Annotated in this window: 18 protein-coding genes; 9 read left to right on the forward strand and 9 right to left on the reverse strand. The window is 45.6% G+C overall.

Annotated elements, in window-relative coordinates; all coding sequences use genetic code 11:
* The first annotated feature begins 11 nt into the window (after positions 1–11).
* From ACIH2S_RS07040 to flgL, 9 genes are all read left to right on the forward strand, one after another.
* Positions 12–878 carry a flagellar hook assembly protein FlgD gene (locus ACIH2S_RS07040; protein WP_036951454.1) on the forward strand — a complete coding sequence of 289 codons (867 nt, stop codon included), beginning with the start codon at positions 12–14 and terminating at the stop codon, positions 876–878.
* A 45-nt stretch (positions 879–923) separates the two neighbouring features.
* Positions 924–2192: a flagellar hook protein FlgE gene (gene flgE / locus ACIH2S_RS07045; protein WP_036951452.1), complete on the forward strand. Its 1269-nt coding sequence runs from the start codon at positions 924–926 to the stop codon at positions 2190–2192.
* Between the two features lie 15 nt (positions 2193–2207).
* Complete coding sequence (locus tag ACIH2S_RS07050; protein WP_036951450.1) at positions 2208–2963, forward strand: flagellar basal body rod protein FlgF; 756 nt, start codon at positions 2208–2210, stop codon at positions 2961–2963.
* Positions 2964–3010: 47 nt separating this feature from the next.
* Positions 3011–3793: a flagellar basal-body rod protein FlgG gene (gene flgG, locus ACIH2S_RS07055; protein WP_006657513.1), complete on the forward strand. Its 783-nt coding sequence runs from the start codon at positions 3011–3013 to the stop codon at positions 3791–3793.
* Positions 3794–3873: 80 nt separating this feature from the next.
* Entirely contained in the window at positions 3874–4608 is a 735-nt protein-coding gene (locus ACIH2S_RS07060) for a flagellar basal body L-ring protein FlgH (protein WP_036951448.1), read from the forward strand.
* Positions 4609–4643: 35 nt separating this feature from the next.
* Entirely contained in the window at positions 4644–5759 is a 1116-nt protein-coding gene (locus ACIH2S_RS07065; RefSeq protein ID WP_036951445.1) for a flagellar basal body P-ring protein FlgI, read from the forward strand.
* On the forward strand, positions 5759–6739 hold the full coding sequence (gene flgJ / locus ACIH2S_RS07070) for a flagellar assembly peptidoglycan hydrolase FlgJ (RefSeq protein WP_036951441.1): 981 nt from the start codon (positions 5759–5761) through the stop codon (positions 6737–6739). Before ACIH2S_RS07065 ends, flgJ begins: the two co-directional genes overlap by 1 nt.
* A gap of 139 nt (positions 6740–6878) precedes the next feature.
* Positions 6879–8519 carry a flagellar hook-associated protein FlgK gene (flgK, locus tag ACIH2S_RS07075; protein WP_036951438.1) on the forward strand — a complete coding sequence of 547 codons (1641 nt, stop codon included), beginning with the start codon at positions 6879–6881 and terminating at the stop codon, positions 8517–8519.
* 49 nt (positions 8520–8568) lie between these two features.
* Positions 8569–9504 carry a flagellar hook-associated protein FlgL gene (flgL, locus tag ACIH2S_RS07080; RefSeq protein WP_036951436.1) on the forward strand — a complete coding sequence of 312 codons (936 nt, stop codon included), beginning with the start codon at positions 8569–8571 and terminating at the stop codon, positions 9502–9504.
* 389 nt (positions 9505–9893) lie between these two features.
* Here flgL and fliR read toward each other — a convergent pair whose 3' ends face one another.
* The 9 genes from fliR to fliJ all read right to left on the reverse strand — a co-directional run bounded on the left by fliR (position 9894) and on the right by fliJ (position 16139).
* Positions 9894–10673 carry a flagellar biosynthetic protein FliR gene (fliR, locus tag ACIH2S_RS07085; protein ID WP_036951417.1) on the reverse strand — a complete coding sequence of 260 codons (780 nt, stop codon included), beginning with the start codon at positions 10671–10673 and terminating at the stop codon, positions 9894–9896.
* Positions 10674–10675: 2 nt separating this feature from the next.
* The gene (gene fliQ / locus ACIH2S_RS07090; RefSeq protein WP_036951410.1) at positions 10676–10945 is read right to left on the reverse strand and encodes a flagellar biosynthesis protein FliQ; all 270 of its coding nucleotides are present in this window, start codon (positions 10943–10945) and stop codon (positions 10676–10678) included.
* Between the two features lie 8 nt (positions 10946–10953).
* Positions 10954–11697 carry a flagellar type III secretion system pore protein FliP gene (fliP, locus tag ACIH2S_RS07095; RefSeq protein ID WP_036951405.1) on the reverse strand — a complete coding sequence of 248 codons (744 nt, stop codon included), beginning with the start codon at positions 11695–11697 and terminating at the stop codon, positions 10954–10956.
* A 12-nt stretch (positions 11698–11709) separates the two neighbouring features.
* Complete coding sequence (gene fliO, locus ACIH2S_RS07100) at positions 11710–12207, reverse strand: flagellar biosynthetic protein FliO (RefSeq protein ID WP_036951402.1); 498 nt, start codon at positions 12205–12207, stop codon at positions 11710–11712.
* Between the two features lie 2 nt (positions 12208–12209).
* Complete coding sequence (gene fliN, locus ACIH2S_RS07105) at positions 12210–12626, reverse strand: flagellar motor switch protein FliN (protein ID WP_036951399.1); 417 nt, start codon at positions 12624–12626, stop codon at positions 12210–12212.
* Positions 12619–13626: a flagellar motor switch protein FliM gene (gene fliM, locus ACIH2S_RS07110; RefSeq protein ID WP_036951396.1), complete on the reverse strand. Its 1008-nt coding sequence runs from the start codon at positions 13624–13626 to the stop codon at positions 12619–12621. Before fliM ends, fliN begins: the two co-directional genes overlap by 8 nt.
* A 5-nt stretch (positions 13627–13631) precedes the next feature.
* Positions 13632–14117 (reverse strand): flagellar basal body-associated protein FliL, encoded by a 486-nt coding sequence (gene fliL, locus ACIH2S_RS07115; RefSeq protein ID WP_036951392.1) that lies wholly within the window; start codon positions 14115–14117, stop codon positions 13632–13634.
* Between the two features lie 162 nt (positions 14118–14279).
* Positions 14280–15695 carry a flagellar hook-length control protein FliK gene (locus ACIH2S_RS07120; protein WP_430248348.1) on the reverse strand — a complete coding sequence of 472 codons (1416 nt, stop codon included), beginning with the start codon at positions 15693–15695 and terminating at the stop codon, positions 14280–14282.
* On the reverse strand, positions 15696–16139 hold the full coding sequence (gene fliJ / locus ACIH2S_RS07125; protein WP_036951388.1) for a flagellar export protein FliJ: 444 nt from the start codon (positions 16137–16139) through the stop codon (positions 15696–15698). It lies immediately after the preceding gene.
* Positions 16140–16141: the final 2 nt, after the last annotated feature.

Genomic DNA, 16141 nt, shown 5'->3' on the forward strand with positions numbered 1-16141 from the left:
GGAGGCGCGCAATGGGAATTTCTGCATCAATGAATGATTCTTTGGATAACACAGTTGCTGGGCCAGCAGCTGCAGCCAGTAACATTCCAAAGAAAAGTCAAAGTGATGATATGCGTGACACATTTTTAACCATGATTGTCACGCAGATGAAAAACCAAGACCCGACCAAACCAATGGATAACGCGGATTTAACGGGGCAACTAGCTCAAATCGCTACACTTGAGAGCATGAATAAGCTCAGTGATAGTGTGACAGGGATTTCGCAACAGATAGGGTCTGGGCAGTCATTACAGGCAACGCAACTCGTGGGCAAAGGGGTGCTTATCCCGCGCAATGAAATTGTGCTGGCACCACTGAAAAAAGAGAGTAGTGGCGAAAATAGCAATGTAGCTAAGCCAGCGAACCCATTACCTGACGATGTGATTAGCGCGAATAGCCCATCTAATTTTGGGCTCAGTAATTTTGGCGCAACAGAGGGTAATGAAGGCGGAGAAGGTACTGAAGAGCCGCAAACTGATTACATTTCATCGCCATTTGGCTTCTTCCTACCGAAGATGGCCGATAGCGTTGAAATTACCATTCGAGACAAAAACCGCACCGTAATCCGCACTATCACCTATGACTCAGAAGTGAAACCCGATATTTACGATATGGCATGGGATGGTCGCGATAACAACGGCAATGTGGTTGCCGATCCGAAAGGGAAATATTTCTTTGATGTGAAAGCCGTCAGGATGGGGTCTGAAATTGAGGTCACCAAACTCGGTTATACCCGTGTCAATGGTGTCACACCTGGCTCAGATGCACCATTACTGGATGTTGGAATAGGGCAAAGTGTGCCACTAAGCAGCATCTTTAAAGTGTATCCCGCATCTTAATTTTATTCCCCAAACTTTTATTCCCCAAATATTCATGGAGAAAATATGTCTTTTTCACAAGCAGTCAGTGGCTTAAATGCAGCATCAGCGGGGCTAGACTCGATTGGTAACAATATTGCCAACTCCGCAACTAACGGTTTTAAAGGGGCAACAACCTCGTTTGCCGATATGTTTGCCGGCTCCGGTGTTGGGCTAGGTGTGAACGTCGCAGCGGTCACTCAAAACTTCAAAGATGGTCCAATTACCCGTACTGATAGAGCAACCGACGTTGCGATTTCCGGTAACGGGTTTTTCCGCGTTCAAGACCAAAACGGTGATGTTTATTACAGCCGTGACGGTCAATTCTTGCGTGATAAAAGCGGTAACTTAGTCAACAACCAAGGCATGGTAGTGACTGGGTATCCGGCAAGCGTGGATGAGAAAGGTAACATCACTGTGCAAAGCGGCGGTGTTCCGGCTGGAATGAATATCCCAACGGATATGATGGATGCGAAGCAATCTGATTTAGCTAAGTTAACCATCAACCTGAACTCAGAAGATAAAGTTAAAGATAAGCCTTTTGATCCAAACAAGCCTGATGATATCGCGACATATAACTTCAGCACGACCATGACAGCTTATGACAGCCAAGGTAACACTCATGAAATTTCTGTTTATTTTGTGAAGGATGCAGATAACAAATGGAGTGCATACGCTAAAGATTCTAGTGAAACCAAAGCTGAAAAGCTGGGGGAGCTAGAATTTGACGGTAACGGTAAGCTAATGACTGAAAAAGTAGTCAAAGGTCCAAACCCTGGTGACCCAGATACTACGGTTCAATTACCAACAACGTTTGCTTTCCCATTCAAAGGCTTAAATGGTGCGAATGATGGTACTCTACAAGTCGATTTGGGTAAAACTCGTCAACAAAAAGTGAGCGAATCTTCAGTCAGTGCTATCGATGTGAACGGCTACCCAGCCGGTGAATACACCACCTTCAAAATCGAAGATAACGGTCTGATTGTTGCTAACTACTCCAACCAACAAAAACGTGTTGTGGGTCAAATTGCGTTATCCGCATTTGCTAACCCGAACGGTTTGGTTTCCCAAGGTGGTAACGTTTGGGCGGCATCAAATGCTTCTGGTAACCCAATGGATGGCGTTCCGGGTGTAGGTCAATTCGGTAAGTTGACCAGTGGTGCGCTGGAATCGTCCAACGTGGATATGAGCCAAGAACTGATCAGCATGATCGTAATGCAGCGTAACTATCAGTCCAATGCCCAAACCATTAAGACCCAAGACCAGATGTTACAAACACTGGTTAACTTACGTTAATCCTAGAGGCTGGCGATGGATCATGTCATTTATACCGCAATGGGCGGGGCGCGTCATGCGCTTGAAAACCAAAGTATTGTTTCGAATAACATTGCGAACGTTTCAACAGCGGGCTTTAAAGCTCAACTGTCAGCGATGCGCGCGGTGCCTATTCACGGTGATACCGAGCAGACGCGTACGCTAGTTGTTGCATCAACACCGGGTGCGGATATGAGCCAAGGTCAACTGAACTATACCGGTAGACCGATGGATGTTGCGTTGAATGATAAACACTTTTTGGCAGTCGCTTTAGGCGATGGCACGGAGGCGTATACCCGCAACGGTAACATCCAAATTTCGCCAGACGGTGAATTAATGATTGGTGAGCGTGTGTTGCAAGGGGATGGCGGGGCTATCAACGTGCCACCTAACGCGGAATTAACCATTGGTAACGATGGCACCATTACGGCTTTGCTGGCAACCGATCCACCAACCATGTTGGGACAGATTGGCCGCCTCAAAGTGGTTGAAGCGCAGCCGCAAGACTTAGTTCGTGGCGAAGATGGATTATTCCATTTATCTCCTCAGGCACAAGCAGCGAATGGCGAAGGATTACCCATGAGCGAGCGTGCTATCGTGACTTCTGGCGTGATTGAAGGAAGTAACGTCAATGCCGCTGAAGCCATGGTCTCCATGATTGCCAATGCTCGTCATTTTGAAATGCAAATGAAAGTGATCCACAGCGCAGACGAAAATGCGCAGCGTGCCAATCAACTACTTACTATCAGTTAATCACTAACAGCTAGCCGCTAGTCGGCAAATGTTAGTAAGGAATGACTATGATCCGCTCTTTATGGATTGCAAAAACAGGGCTTGATGCTCAACAAACTAACCTTGACGTGATTTCCAACAACTTGGCAAACGTCAGCACTAATGGCTTTAAACGCCAACGTGCGGTATTTGAAGATTTACTGTACCAAAACATCCGTCAACCGGGTGCGATGAGTTCAGAACAAACTTCATTACCATCAGGTTTACAAATGGGTACAGGCGCGCGCCCAGTGGCGACCGTACGTATTCATAGCCAAGGTAACTTAAACAAAACTGGCACGACCACGGATATCGCTATCAAAGGTCAAGGCTTTTTACACGTTCAAATGCCAGATGGTACTGATGCTTACACCCGTGATGGTGCTTTGCAGCGTAACCAAGATGGTCAGTTAGTGACATCGAGCGGTTATCAAGTGGTTCCGGCGATCATGATCCCAGAAAACGCCAACAGCTTGAGTATTGCCCGTGATGGTACGGTTTCTGTCACCGTGTATGGGGATAACCAACCACAGCAAATCGGTCAAATCACGTTAACCACCTTTATTAACGATGCTGGCTTAGAAAGCATGGGTGAAAACCTGTATATGGAAACCGCAAGTTCAGGTGCACCGAATGAGAGTGCTCCGGGTACTAATGGCGCAGGGTTGCTGTATCAAGGCATGTTAGAAACCTCAAACGTTAACGTTGCCGAAGAGTTGGTGAACATGATCCAAACTCAACGCGCATACGAAATTAACAGCAAGGCAGTTTCTGCATCAGACCAAATGCTGCAACGTCTGACACAGCTGTAAGTAAGGATGGCAGTTCATGAATAACATTGTGAACTGCCTTTCGTGATGACAAAGGTATCCAGTAGCAAAAGAGTCGCATGATGATTGAAAACGGTATTGTTCCTAAGCGGAAAAAAACAGTGTTACAGACCATAAAATCCGTCTGTTTGGTTGCGGCAGTGGCGGTCACATTAAATGGCTGTGCACATATTAAGCCACGCCCGCTGGTGGACACACAAACCAGTGCAGTACCGACTGCACCCACAGCACCCGCTCCTAACGGTGCTATTTTTCAAAGTGCTCAACCTGCTTACTACGGCTACCAGCCGCTATTTGAAGACAGAAGACCACGTAACGTTGGCGACATCTTAACGATCAACCTACAAGAGAACGTGAGTGCGAGTAAAAACTCGTCGGCAAATGCAAACCGTAGCGGAAAAACCGGATTTTTGGCAGCGATTCTGCCTGGATTTATGCAAGGTTGGTTAGGCGGTAGCAACACAGAAATTGATGTGAAGGGAAACAGCGATTTTAACGGTAAAGGTGGTGCAAATGCCAACAATACCTTTAAAGGCACAATTACAGTGACCGTTGACCAGTTATTAGCAAATGGCAATTTGCATGTCGTGGGTGAAAAACGCATTGCGATTAATCAGGGAACGGAATCTATTCGTTTCTCCGGCGTGGTGAACCCGCGCACGATTGGCGCAGATAACAATGTAAGTTCCACGCAAGTGGCTGATGCTCGGATTGAATACGTTGGTGATGGCTATATTAACGAATCCCAAACAATGGGGTGGTTACAGCGTTTCTTCTTAAATGTATCCCCTTACTAAGTGAATATCCGTCAGCTAATAGCCGAGAAAAATCAATGAAAAACAAATTATTCGTTCTCATTTCATTTGTTTGCCTTTTCGGGAGCCTATTTGTTGCTCCTGCCTACAGCGAACGAATTAAAGATCTCACCACAGTACAAGGGGTGAGAGATAACCCATTAATTGGTTATGGTTTAGTGGTTGGATTGGATGGAACGGGTGACCAAACCATGCAAACGCCCTTTACCACTCAAAGCTTAAATAACATGTTGTCCCAAATGGGCATTACCGTTCCACCAGGCACCAACATGCAGCTGAAAAACGTTGCCGCAGTTATGGTCACGGCGAAAATGCCGCCATTTGGTCGCTCTGGTCAATCGGTGGATGTTGTTGTTTCCTCAATGGGTAACGCAAAAAGCTTACGTGGTGGAACCTTGCTGATGACCCCATTAAAAGGGGTTGATGGGCAAATTTACGCGATGGCGCAAGGTAACGTTTTAGTGGGCGGCGCAGGGGCTAGCGCGGGTGGAAGCAGTGTAAAAGTCAATCAGCTTAATGGTGGGCGTATTACGGATGGTGCAACGATTGAGCGTGAACTGGCCAGTAGCTTTGGGCAAAGTGGTGCTATCAACCTGCAACTTAACGAAGACAGTTTCGCATTAGCGCAAGACATTTCAGATGCGATTAACCGTCTGGGTGGAATGGGTTCAGCACGCGCATTAGATTCACGAACTGTTCAATTACTCGTTCCTGCAAATAATACAGACCAAGTCCGCTTTTTATCACGAGTTCAAGAGCTGAACGTGCGCACACCGATGGCAGAAGCCAAAGTTATCCTGAATTCACGCACCGGCTCTGTGGTGATCAACCGCAGTGTTACCTTAGACAGTTGCGCGGTCGCGCACGGTAGCTTAGCTGTTACGGTTGACCGTCAAACCCAAGTTAACCAACCGAATACGCCATTTGCTGGTGGACAAACGGTGGTCACTCGTAACACAAATATTGGCGTGAAAGAGCAAGGTGGGGCGCTACAGAAAGTGAATGCAAGCGTTCAGCTTAACCAAGTTATCCAAGCGCTCAATACGTTAGGGGCAACGCCAACAGACTTGATGTCTATTCTGCAAGCGATGGAAAGTGCTGGCTGCTTACGTGCGAAATTGGAGATCATCTAATGAGCGATATGCAGTTATTACAAGGGGCTGCGTATGATGTCCAGTCGCTCACCAGTTTAAAAGGCGAATTAAACAAATCGCCAGAACAAGGGCTGCGTCAAGTGACGCAGCAACTGGAAGCGACATTTGTGGAAATGATGCTCAAGAGTATGCGTTCAGCATTACCGCAGGATGGCATGTTTTCCAGTGACCAAACGCGCATGATGACCAGTATGTACGACCAGCAAATTGCCCAAGATCTTGCCCAAAAAGGGCTTGGTTTTGGGGAAATGATGTATCAGCAACTGACCCGTGACCAATCGCCAAGTTCACCTGCACAAGGCGCTTTTATGCCACTCAATGAGCAGGATCTACAATCGTTACCGCCGTTTGCTTTAGAGCAAATGGTACGACGATTCGCTCCTGCCATGGGGGATGCACTGGCATCGCCATTTAAGCAAATCAAATCCTTATCACTCAATAGCAGCAATTTTATCAATCAACTGATTGAGCCTGCTAAAAATGCCAGTGAAAAAAGCGGTATTTCTCATTTCTTAATTCTGGCGCAAGCGGCATTAGAAAGCGGTTGGGGAAAACGCGAAATTTTGACGGCGGAAGGCAAAACCAGCCATAACTTATTCGGTATTAAAGCGGGTAAAAATTGGCAAGGACCGGTCACGAATATTATGACCACGGAAGTGATCAACGGCAAAACTATCAAAATGCGCGATGATTTTCGTGTTTATGGCTCCTATGAAGAGGCGATTTCCGACTATATCAGTCTGTTAACGGAAAATCCTCGCTATAAAGACGTTAAACACGCCGCAACCCCTGAAATTGCCGCACGTCGACTTCATAAAGCGGGATATGCGACTGACCCCGGATATTCAGACAAACTGATCACGTTAATTAACCAGATTCGTGGTTCGGGCAGTGTGGCGAATACCTCGGCGTCACGGGCTATTCAAGCTTATAACATCGACTTAAACGATATCTTTTAAAGTGTCGCAATAAATCAAAGTTTGCGCTAAACATTTGCGCCAATTTTCCGATAAATAAATAAGTGAAAAATTTTGAGTGGCTAGCGCTGAGATTGAGTCAGCCAATCAAAGCGCTCAGTCCCAAGAATAGGAAAAGCTTATGCTGAACAATGTAATGAATAATGCGCTCAGTGGTGTGAACGCTGCGCAAGGCGGGTTAAGTGTTATTTCTAACAACTTAGCGAACGCCGGCGTAGGTTACTATCACCGCCAAAGTGCTGTTTTCGGGGAGAATCCCGGTACGATGACACCTAATGGTTATTTTGGTAACGGCACCTATTTCAGCCATGTTCGCCGTGAGTTTGATGAATTTGTTAATGCGCAATATAGCCAATCCCGCGCGCGTAGCGGTGATTTCGAAGCGTATGTGAAAAACTGCAACAAAGTTGATGATTTGCTGACAAACGATGTCGAAGACTTGTCTGGTAGCATCGGAAGCTTCTTTACTGCGCTGGATGCAGCTAGCAGTGATGCGAGCGACAAAACGCTGCTTGATGTTTTCTTAGGTCAATCCAACGCGTTAGTTTCTCAATTCAAAGAAGCTGATAAGCAACTGCAAGAGATGGAACGTGATATCAACCGCCAAATTGAAAATAAGGTGAAAGATATCAACATCTACGCAGAAAAAATTGCGGGATTAAACCAACAAATCGCGCGCGTGCGCTCCGTCAGTGGTTCAGAGCCTAATGACCTGCTGGATGTGCGTGACCGCTTAGTGAATGAAGTTAACTCGCTAGTTGGCGTTAAAGTTATCGAGCAAAACGGCAACTACAACGTGACCTTTGCCAACGGTTTACCGTTAGTCACGGGCGAAAAAGCTAACCGCTTAGAAGCGGTGCCATCTTCAAAAGATGACAGCCGTTTTAGTATTGGTTTTGTGGGGGCGAATGACCAAGTTCGTGAAATCCCTGACGAAGCGTTCAAAGGCGGTGAATTGAGCGGTATTTTGCGTTCACGCCAAGAAGTGCTCGACCCTGCTTATCAAAAAATCAATAAATTAGCGTTAGTTTTCGCGACTAAATTTAATGAAATTCATCAAAAAGGCTTTGACTCTAATGGCGAAACTGGCAAAGACTTTTTCGCGATTGGTAAAGGCTCTGTGGTCAGCAACACCTACAATACCGGCAAAACTGACTTTGACCTGAGTTACAGCGATGTTTCTCAAGTGACGGGCAAAAACTATGAAATGCGTTTTGATGGCGGCAAATGGAATGTGACCCGTTTACCGGATGGCGTTGACGTCAAAGTTGATACTAGCACTCCAGGCTCACTGAAATTTGAAGGTATTGAACTCAAAATCACGACCAATTCTCCTGCACAAGGAGATACTTTCGTCGTTAAACCGATGAATGGAGTGATTAACAGTATGTCAACGCTAGTGACGGATTCTTCGCAGTTTGCAAAAGCAGGCAGCAAAGATGGTGGCCCAGGAGACAACGAAAACATCAAAGAGTTAGTTAAGCTGCAAGATCAAAAACTGATTGATGGTGGCTCGACGTTCTCTGATTTTTACGCAACATTAGTCAATGATGTGGGAAGCCGCACTAAGCAAGCGCAAATTGATTCTGAAACCCAGAATAAAATGACCGAAAGTTTCTATCGCCAAGAGCAAGAAATTTCAGGGGTCAACATGAATGAAGAGAGCATTCAGATGCAAAAAATCCAGCAATTCTTTAATGCTAATGCTCAGGTATTAAAGACGGTTGATGATTTATTCAATGCATTAATGCGTGCGTTCTAATTAATTAAAAATACTGGGTTTTAATCAGAATTTAATAAGGATTTAAGCGATGCGTTTAAGTACCAATATGATTTTCCATCAACGCTTGCAGGACATGAATAGCGCCCAATCTCGTTGGATGGAGGCAGGGAGCCAAATAGCTTCAGGACACCGCGTAAATAAGCCTTCGGATGACCCGCAAGCGTCATCCCAAGCCGTGCGTATTAACCAGTCTGAAAACCGTAACCAGCAGTATGTGACCAGCCGTGGTTTCGCTAAAACTGGTATGACGCTGCAAATGAGTATTCTGACTCAAATGACGGATGTCACGACGCAAATCGATACTACTATCATTCAAGCCTCTAACCAAGGTGCTCTGAGTGATAAAGACCGAAACTCACTGGCTGAGCAACTGACTGGTCTAAAAGATCAATTGGTTGCACTGGGTAACACCACCGACGGTAATGGTCGCTATATTTTTGCAGGTTTTAAATCCGATAAGCCGCCATTTGAAATTGATGCTGACGGTGAGGTGCTGTATCACGGTGGCGATAAGCCTATCACTCAGAACGTCGCGAGTGAGCGTGAAATGACTACCTATTTCACAGGTGCACAAGTGTTTGAAACCGATGGTGCGGGGATGGTCAATGTGTTTAAAGCATTGAACGAAGGCATCAAAGCGCTGGGCATTCCACAAGAAAATGCACCGCAAGCGGATTTAGATAGAGCGCAAGCGGGTATGGACACGGCTAACCGTGGTATCAAAGCGGCATTGGATCAAATTTCCAATATCGAAGCGAAGCAGGGTTTACAGCTGCAAGAGATTGATAAACTTGATTTCTTAGCGGATACCCGTTCTATCCAGAATTCGGCGCGTAAAAGTGAGTTGTTAGAGACTAACTGGACCGCAGCCACAACGGATTATTATAAAGAGAAGGCGATGTTCCAAGCTTCTCAAGATATTTTCAAAGATCTAAACAGCATGTCATTATTTGGCGGCCGTTAATTGATTTTTACCGCACCCTGTAGCAGTGGCATGTGTATCGGGTGCGGGTTTTCTTCTGAGATTATTTTCAATTTTCCCTTCTGATTTTTCTCGCCTAATTTTTTAGCGTTTTAATATTTATATTCCAATCTATATTTCCGCTTTTCTCGTTCGAAATAACAGAGTTTATTTTTCTGTTGTTGGCTTATAGTATTTTTCACGATAAATTTGACCTTTGTTTTTTGCTCTTTAGTAAATTGCTGAGTAAACAATAGGTTATTTGTTAACTGAAAACGGAAGGTATTTTAGTGTATTTCGAGCTAATCGGTTGTTGTGATTTGTTTTATCTCTGATAAGTTATAGTTCACTGCTACATAGGCAGCTTAGAAGGCCGTAGGTCATATCAAACCTTAAACCCACAAATTAAACATCAACGACAGCTGCTCAAACGCTTGATGGATCAGGCGTTCTGTATAGCGTGGAAGGATAGAAATAATCAGCCCCAACATACTGATACCGATAGTTAATGTAAGGGGGAAACCTACTACAAACACCGATAACTGCGGCGTCATTCGGTTTAGAATACCGAGGGACAAGTTGAGAATTAAAAACAGTGTAATAAACGGCAGGGCGAGCATTAACCCATTGATAAAAATGGTATTAGCAAATTGCAAAAACACCCAAAAACCATCGCGGTGAAGAGGAGCAGTTTGGATAGGGATCAGCTCAAATGAGTTTGTCAGAATATAAATCAGCCACAAATGCCCATCGAACGACAAAAACAGCAGCAGCGTGATTAAATTTAAAATTCGTCCGAGGATCGGCATATTGGGACCGCCAGTCGGGTCAAAGAACGTCGCGAATGACAATCCCATCTGTAAACCAATCACTTCCCCCGCATGACGTACCGCGGCGAAAGCCATCTGCATGGTTAATCCCATGGCGGCACCAATCACGATTTGTTGTACACACACCCATAATCCCATCGCTGAAAATAGTGGAATGGTTGCGACAGGCAATTGTGGAGAAATGACTAAAACGGTAAAAAATGCGAGGGCGATACGTACCTTACTGATAGCCTGTTTTTCATTAAAAAACGGGGCGGTACCAAACAGGGCTAACAGGCGAACAAAAGGATAAAAACCTTGGCTTAACCATAGCGTGAGGGTTTCGCTGGTAATGGTTAACATGATCAGCCAATGATAAACGGTAAGTTACTAAACAATGTGCGGATATAGTCCGTAAGCAGGTTTAGCATCCAAGGTCCCGCGATGATTAATACCGCAATTACCGATAAAATCTTAGGAATAAACGACAATGTCATTTCGTTTACTTGGGTAGCTGCTTGTAGCAGGCTGATAATTAAACCCGCTGCTAGAGCAGCTAACAGCAAAGGCGCCGCCAGCATCAATGCGATTTTCATCGCTTCCGTTCCCATTGCCATTACAGATTCAGGTGTCATATGCGCTCCTAATTAAAAAAGCTTTGGGAAAGGGAACCGAGTAGTAACTGCCAGCCATCGACTAACACAAATAGCATTAGCTTAAACGGCAATGAAACCGTTGCAGGTGGCACCATCATCATCCCCAACGCCATCAATACGCTGGCAACCACTAAGTCGATAATCAAAAATGGGATAAAGATAGTAAAACCAATCTGGAATGCCGTTTTTAGCTCACTGGTAATAAACGCCGGAATTAAAATGCGCATTGGCACATCTTTGGCCTCTTGGATATCACCCACTTTGGCGATACGCGCAAACAGCGCTAAATCAGATTCCCGAGTTTGCCCTAGCATAAAGGTACGCAGTGGCGCAGTGCCTTTTTCTAATGCGGTTTCTAGGCTAATTTTATCTTCGCTAAAAGGTTGATATGCCTCGCGATAAACCTGATCGGCAACCGGGGACATCACAAAGAATGTGAGAAATAAAGCTAAGCCCAATAAGACTTGGTTTGGTGGCGCTGACGGTGTACCTAGGGCGTTACGGAGTAACCCTAATACGATGATAATACGGGTAAAACTGGTCATCATCAGTAACATTGCAGGGATAAAACCCAGCAAGGTTAAAAACAGTAACGTTTGAACGGGCAACGACCAGGATTGACCACCATCGGCCAATGTATGGCTGATCACGGCAGGCAATGCCGCAGAGGCAGATTGTGGCAGAACAAGTAACAGAGCGCTGATAATGACAGCAGGTTTTAAAGGTGACATGGGCGCTTCCGGTTACTGTTTTTCAGGTGCCACAGCGTTAGCAGCATCCTGTTTTTTCTTGAAAATCGACTGAAACGTTAACGGTTCAGAGGCAAAGTTCACAACATCATTTTCTAGTGGTGCAGGGTACTGGTGCAGCAAATTCACGGATTGTGATGTGACGCCCAGCACTAAATATTCGTTATTCACTTCCACCACGACAACGCGCTCTTTGCCACCCAGAGTACAACGGCCTTTCACATTAATCAGTTGCTGCTTAACAAGCGGATTACGTCCAAACCCAAATGTCTTAAACAGCCATGCACCCAGTAAGATCAGTAAAATGATCCCGCCAAGTGCCCCTGAAATCTGCGCTAAGCTATCATTTTGGTTGATAGCTTGTGCAGAGTTACCTTCGCTGCTGACGGTGCTGGTCAAAAAAGGCTTTTGAGTGTGCGCCGAATCAATCTGTGAAGCTGGTGTCTGCAAGGATGCCTCGGTTTGCAAAGGTGTGGCTGTTTCGTCAGACATTTTTAACGGCTCAAGCGGCGCATACGTTCTGATGGTGTGATGATGTCAGTGATACGAATACCATAATTGTCAGACACCACGACCACTTCACCTTGGGCAATTAAATAGCCGTTGATCAGGATATCCAATGGTTCACCGGCTAAGCCATCTAAAGAAACCACAGAACCTTGAGACAGGCTCAGCAATTTTTTAATCGTCATCTTGGTGCGACCCAGTTCCACCGATAGGCGAACTGGAATATCCATGATCATATCGACATCAGATAATTGATTTAATGGATTTTGTCCGTCGAAATTATCAAAATTTTGCATACCTGCGGAGGCGGATTCCGCTTGTTTTTGCTGTTCCAGCGCCTCAGCCCACAGATCCTCTTCATTGTGGTTGGTTGATGCATCAAGAGAATTCTTCGCCTCACTCATTGGTACTTTCCTCATCTAGAGTGTTTAAAACAGGATTAATCAAATGTTCCACACGCAGCGCATACTGGCCGTTTTGGGTACCGTATTGACTGGTTAATACTGGCACGCCATCAACATTGACGATAAGACGGTCAGGTTTCTCGATAGGGAGCACATCCCCTTTTTGCAATTGCAGTAAGCGAGAAATACGCAGCGGGATCTCAACCAAATTGGCAATCAGTTCAAGTTCTGAACGTTTTACTTGCGTGACTAAATTGGTTACCCACGCTTCATTTTCTTGATGCCCTTGCTCCATTGGTGGGTTAATTAACCGTTCACGCAATGGTTCAATCATGGCAATAGGAATACAGATACTGAACTCACCGACGGTATTACCAATTTCCACTAAGAACGGGGTTGTCACCACGATATCGTTCGGGGAAGTGGTGATGTTGGTGAATTTAACTTGGATTTCAGAACGCACATACTCGACTTCCACGTCAGCAATTGGTTTCCACGCATCACGGTAAGCGCCTAAAGCCAGCTTCAGCATACGGTTGATAATACGTTGTTCTGTATTGGTAAATTCTTTGCCTTCAGAACGGACAGGGAATCGACCATCTCCCCCAAACAGGTTATCCACGGCGATATACACTAACGCAGGTTCGAAAGTGAACAATGCGGTGCCGCGAAGCGGTGGCATGTGGATCAAGTTTAGGTTGGTTGGAACTGGCAAGTTACGCGCAAATTCATGATAAGGTTCGATTTTGATGGCGCCAACCGTGATATCCGGGCTCCGGCGCAACATGTTAAACAACCCCATACGAAACTGACGGGCAAAACGCTCATTAATTATTTCCAAGGACTGCATACGTTCGCGAAATACCCGACGTTGGGTATTCGGGTCATAAGGGCGAACGTTGTCTTTGCCTTGAAGATCCGTGGATGGCTGCTCGCTTGATGGCGCGTCATCATTGAGTAGCGCATCAATTTCAGCCTGAGATAAAATATTATCGCTCATGGGTCTTATCGCAGAATAAAAGTAGTAAATAACACGTCTGAAATATCCTGATCGGTATCGCCTGGGATCAGGGTAGGGGTAAGTGTCCCCTTAATATCTTTCATTAATTGCAACTTACCCTCGTTAGTGCCCATGTTTTTAGATTGCTGTTCTGACAGCAATAACAGTAGGCGGCTACGCACTTCTGGTAGGTATTCATGAAGTTGCTTACGCGACTTTTCATTCGCTAGACGTAAGGTGATGTGGATATAGAGCACGCGATCTGCCGCATTGTTTACCCCTGGCAGGTTAACGGTAAACGGTTCTAACTCCATAAAAATTGGTTGAGGCATATTTGGGCGTTTTTCTTCCCCATTCGCAGTCTCCTGCGCCTCTTGTTTTGTCGTCCACCAGCTGTAACCACCGAAACCTGCACCGGCTAAGGCGATGAGGGCAAACAGTAAAATTAACCCTTTGTTCGAACGTTTAGATTGATTGCGTGAAGACGACATGTTGCAAAATTCCTGTTGTAAATGCCAAACCCATACGGAGTTTTATACTTTATGATCTCTAGCATTATCCCTAGATTGGGAAGAGTTAAAGGAGTGAAAAACGAAACAAAAAGGCGGTAACTCGACGCTTTAGACCTGAAATTACCGCCATTAGATTATTTCTTAGGCAAAGGTATTAATTCCACCTTGATGTGTTGGCAATTTAACCCCACTCACGCTGGCATGAGATTCACTGATACCAACCGCGCCCATTGTTGGATGGGTTGGCTGAATTTGCCCATCATGTTGGCGAGATTGCTGTTCCGCGTTTGATTGACCGCTAAAATTATCTTGCCCCACAGAGCCTTGCGCTAAATGAATACCACTTTCCTGCAATGCACTGCGCAGGACTGGCATCATGCTTTCCATTGCAGCACGAACATGGCTATGTGGAGAAACAAAGTGCATCACGGCTTGATTATCTTCGATACGTAAATGCACATTTAGGGAACCTAACTCTTCAGGATGTAAGCGAATTTGCGCTTGAGAAACCCCTTGGCGAGAGAAAAACAGCATTTGTTGGCTAAGTTGTTGTTGCCAAGCTTCAGTACCAAATGGCGCAGCAAGGTTCATGGTTGGCGTTGGCATTGCAGGCGTTGCCGTTGGCATTGGTGTGGCAGATGGTGTCGCCATAATACCGGCTACATGCGTTACAGAAGGTGTCGCTGTATTGTTAAATGCGCTGCTTTCAGTTTGAACACTAAAAGCCCCTTTAGCACTGTTTTGAAGATTCTGGGTATTTTCAGCCGTTGCACTGGCGATTTGTGACAATGATTCTGTGCCTGGCGCTTTTTTACCGAGCGACATCGCATCTTGATTCAGATCTTTCGTTGGGATTGTGCGTGGATTATCCAGCGCAAATAGCGCCTGGTCACGACGTTCACCCACTTCTTTTTTGCTCATTAAAGCGAGTGTCGGTTCATCGGCTTCCCCAGCAAGCTGCAATTGTGCTCCAGCCAAGGTTTTATCATCAAATGGCGCCACGTTACGTGCCACATCTGTCAGTTGTTGCAGTGTTTGAGTGAACTGAGTTGCAGAGGGTTTCTCCGCACTGATTTGTGGGTTAGCGGCCGCTTGAATACGCTCATCCATGGCTTGTTTTAATTGGCTAATTAAGGCGTGTTCCTCGCTTTGTTTACCCGTTAATAGCTCCGCTTGTAGTGGTGATTGTGCATTGAGGTCACGGCGGAAATTCAGCTGCGCTAAGGTATTTTCAGCTTGTTGTTTTTGAGTTAACTGATTTTCTGTGGTCGCGATTTTGTCCGTTGCTAATGGCGCGTCAGTGGATTTTTCTGAGGCGGCAGTGGCTGCATCAGATTGTTTTTGCTCACTGATCTGTTGATTCAAAGGCGTTTCGTTAGCAGTGCCATTAAGCGTTGGGGCGCTATCACTATTTTTTTCTGGTAATTGCTGGTTTTCAAGAACTGCCTGAAAGGGTACGGCAGGTGCTTGATTTTCATCAATCTGCTTGTCTCGCGGCTGTTCCTTCGCGGAGTTAGCGGTAGGGGGGACCGGTAACAGGTTTGCATTGACGTCCATTTATTGGGTTCTCCGTAAAGTCGCGCGTTGAGCAAATTCATCCATCTGTTTCTGCTCTAAGCGATTTTGACGTTGGCTTTGAGTGTGTTCTGCACGCTGGATCAAGGTATCGAACGCATTGACGCGTTGCTGTTTTTCTTGCCAATGACGATTGGCGTCACTGACACGTTGTTCCCAGAGCGTTAACTGTTGCTGTTGCTGCTCAATAGTTAGCTCCAAGGTCACAAGAAATTGCTGATAGTTTTGCCATTTGTCCGAGTCCATGCCCGTGTGCAACGTTTGGTTTAATTTCTGCCGATATTCCGACTGATAGTTTTCCAACATGTGCAATTGCTCCGCCATTTGCGTGTGCGTTTGGCGGACTTGAGCAAGGACTTTAGCCGCTTCCTCTGAGGCATCTTCTGCTAAGCTCAGTAAGGTCGCTAATGCATGACTATTGGACATCG

This window comes from Providencia lanzhouensis (genome assembly GCF_050469745.1).
Taxonomy (GTDB): domain Bacteria; phylum Pseudomonadota; class Gammaproteobacteria; order Enterobacterales; family Enterobacteriaceae; genus Providencia; species Providencia lanzhouensis.

Excerpts from the sequence above, each read along its gene's own strand:
- ACIH2S_RS07120 (WP_430248348.1), bottom strand. The coding sequence starts at position 15,695 with ATGGACGTCAATGCAAACCTGTTACCGGTCCCCCCTACCGCTAACTCC.
- fliO (WP_036951402.1), bottom strand. The coding sequence starts at position 12,207 with ATGTCTGACGAAACAGCCACACCTTTGCAAACCGAGGCATCCTTGCAG.
- ACIH2S_RS07040 (WP_036951454.1), top strand. The coding sequence starts at position 12 with ATGGGAATTTCTGCATCAATGAATGATTCTTTGGATAACACAGTTGCT.
- flgJ (WP_036951441.1), top strand. The coding sequence starts at position 5,759 with ATGAGCGATATGCAGTTATTACAAGGGGCTGCGTATGATGTCCAGTCG.
- fliJ (WP_036951388.1), bottom strand. The coding sequence starts at position 16,139 with ATGTCCAATAGTCATGCATTAGCGACCTTACTGAGCTTAGCAGAAGAT.
- ACIH2S_RS07065 (WP_036951445.1), top strand. The coding sequence starts at position 4,644 with ATGAAAAACAAATTATTCGTTCTCATTTCATTTGTTTGCCTTTTCGGG.
- flgL (WP_036951436.1), top strand. The coding sequence starts at position 8,569 with ATGCGTTTAAGTACCAATATGATTTTCCATCAACGCTTGCAGGACATG.
- flgE (WP_036951452.1), top strand. The coding sequence starts at position 924 with ATGTCTTTTTCACAAGCAGTCAGTGGCTTAAATGCAGCATCAGCGGGG.
- ACIH2S_RS07050 (WP_036951450.1), top strand. The coding sequence starts at position 2,208 with ATGGATCATGTCATTTATACCGCAATGGGCGGGGCGCGTCATGCGCTT.
- fliP (WP_036951405.1), bottom strand. The coding sequence starts at position 11,697 with ATGTCACCTTTAAAACCTGCTGTCATTATCAGCGCTCTGTTACTTGTT.
- ACIH2S_RS07060 (WP_036951448.1), top strand. The coding sequence starts at position 3,874 with ATGATTGAAAACGGTATTGTTCCTAAGCGGAAAAAAACAGTGTTACAG.
- fliR (WP_036951417.1), bottom strand. The coding sequence starts at position 10,673 with ATGTTAACCATTACCAGCGAAACCCTCACGCTATGGTTAAGCCAAGGT.
- fliN (WP_036951399.1), bottom strand. The coding sequence starts at position 12,626 with ATGAGTGAGGCGAAGAATTCTCTTGATGCATCAACCAACCACAATGAA.
- flgK (WP_036951438.1), top strand. The coding sequence starts at position 6,879 with ATGCTGAACAATGTAATGAATAATGCGCTCAGTGGTGTGAACGCTGCG.
- flgG (WP_006657513.1), top strand. The coding sequence starts at position 3,011 with ATGATCCGCTCTTTATGGATTGCAAAAACAGGGCTTGATGCTCAACAA.
- fliQ (WP_036951410.1), bottom strand. The coding sequence starts at position 10,945 with ATGACACCTGAATCTGTAATGGCAATGGGAACGGAAGCGATGAAAATC.
- fliM (WP_036951396.1), bottom strand. The coding sequence starts at position 13,626 with ATGAGCGATAATATTTTATCTCAGGCTGAAATTGATGCGCTACTCAAT.
- fliL (WP_036951392.1), bottom strand. The coding sequence starts at position 14,117 with ATGTCGTCTTCACGCAATCAATCTAAACGTTCGAACAAAGGGTTAATT.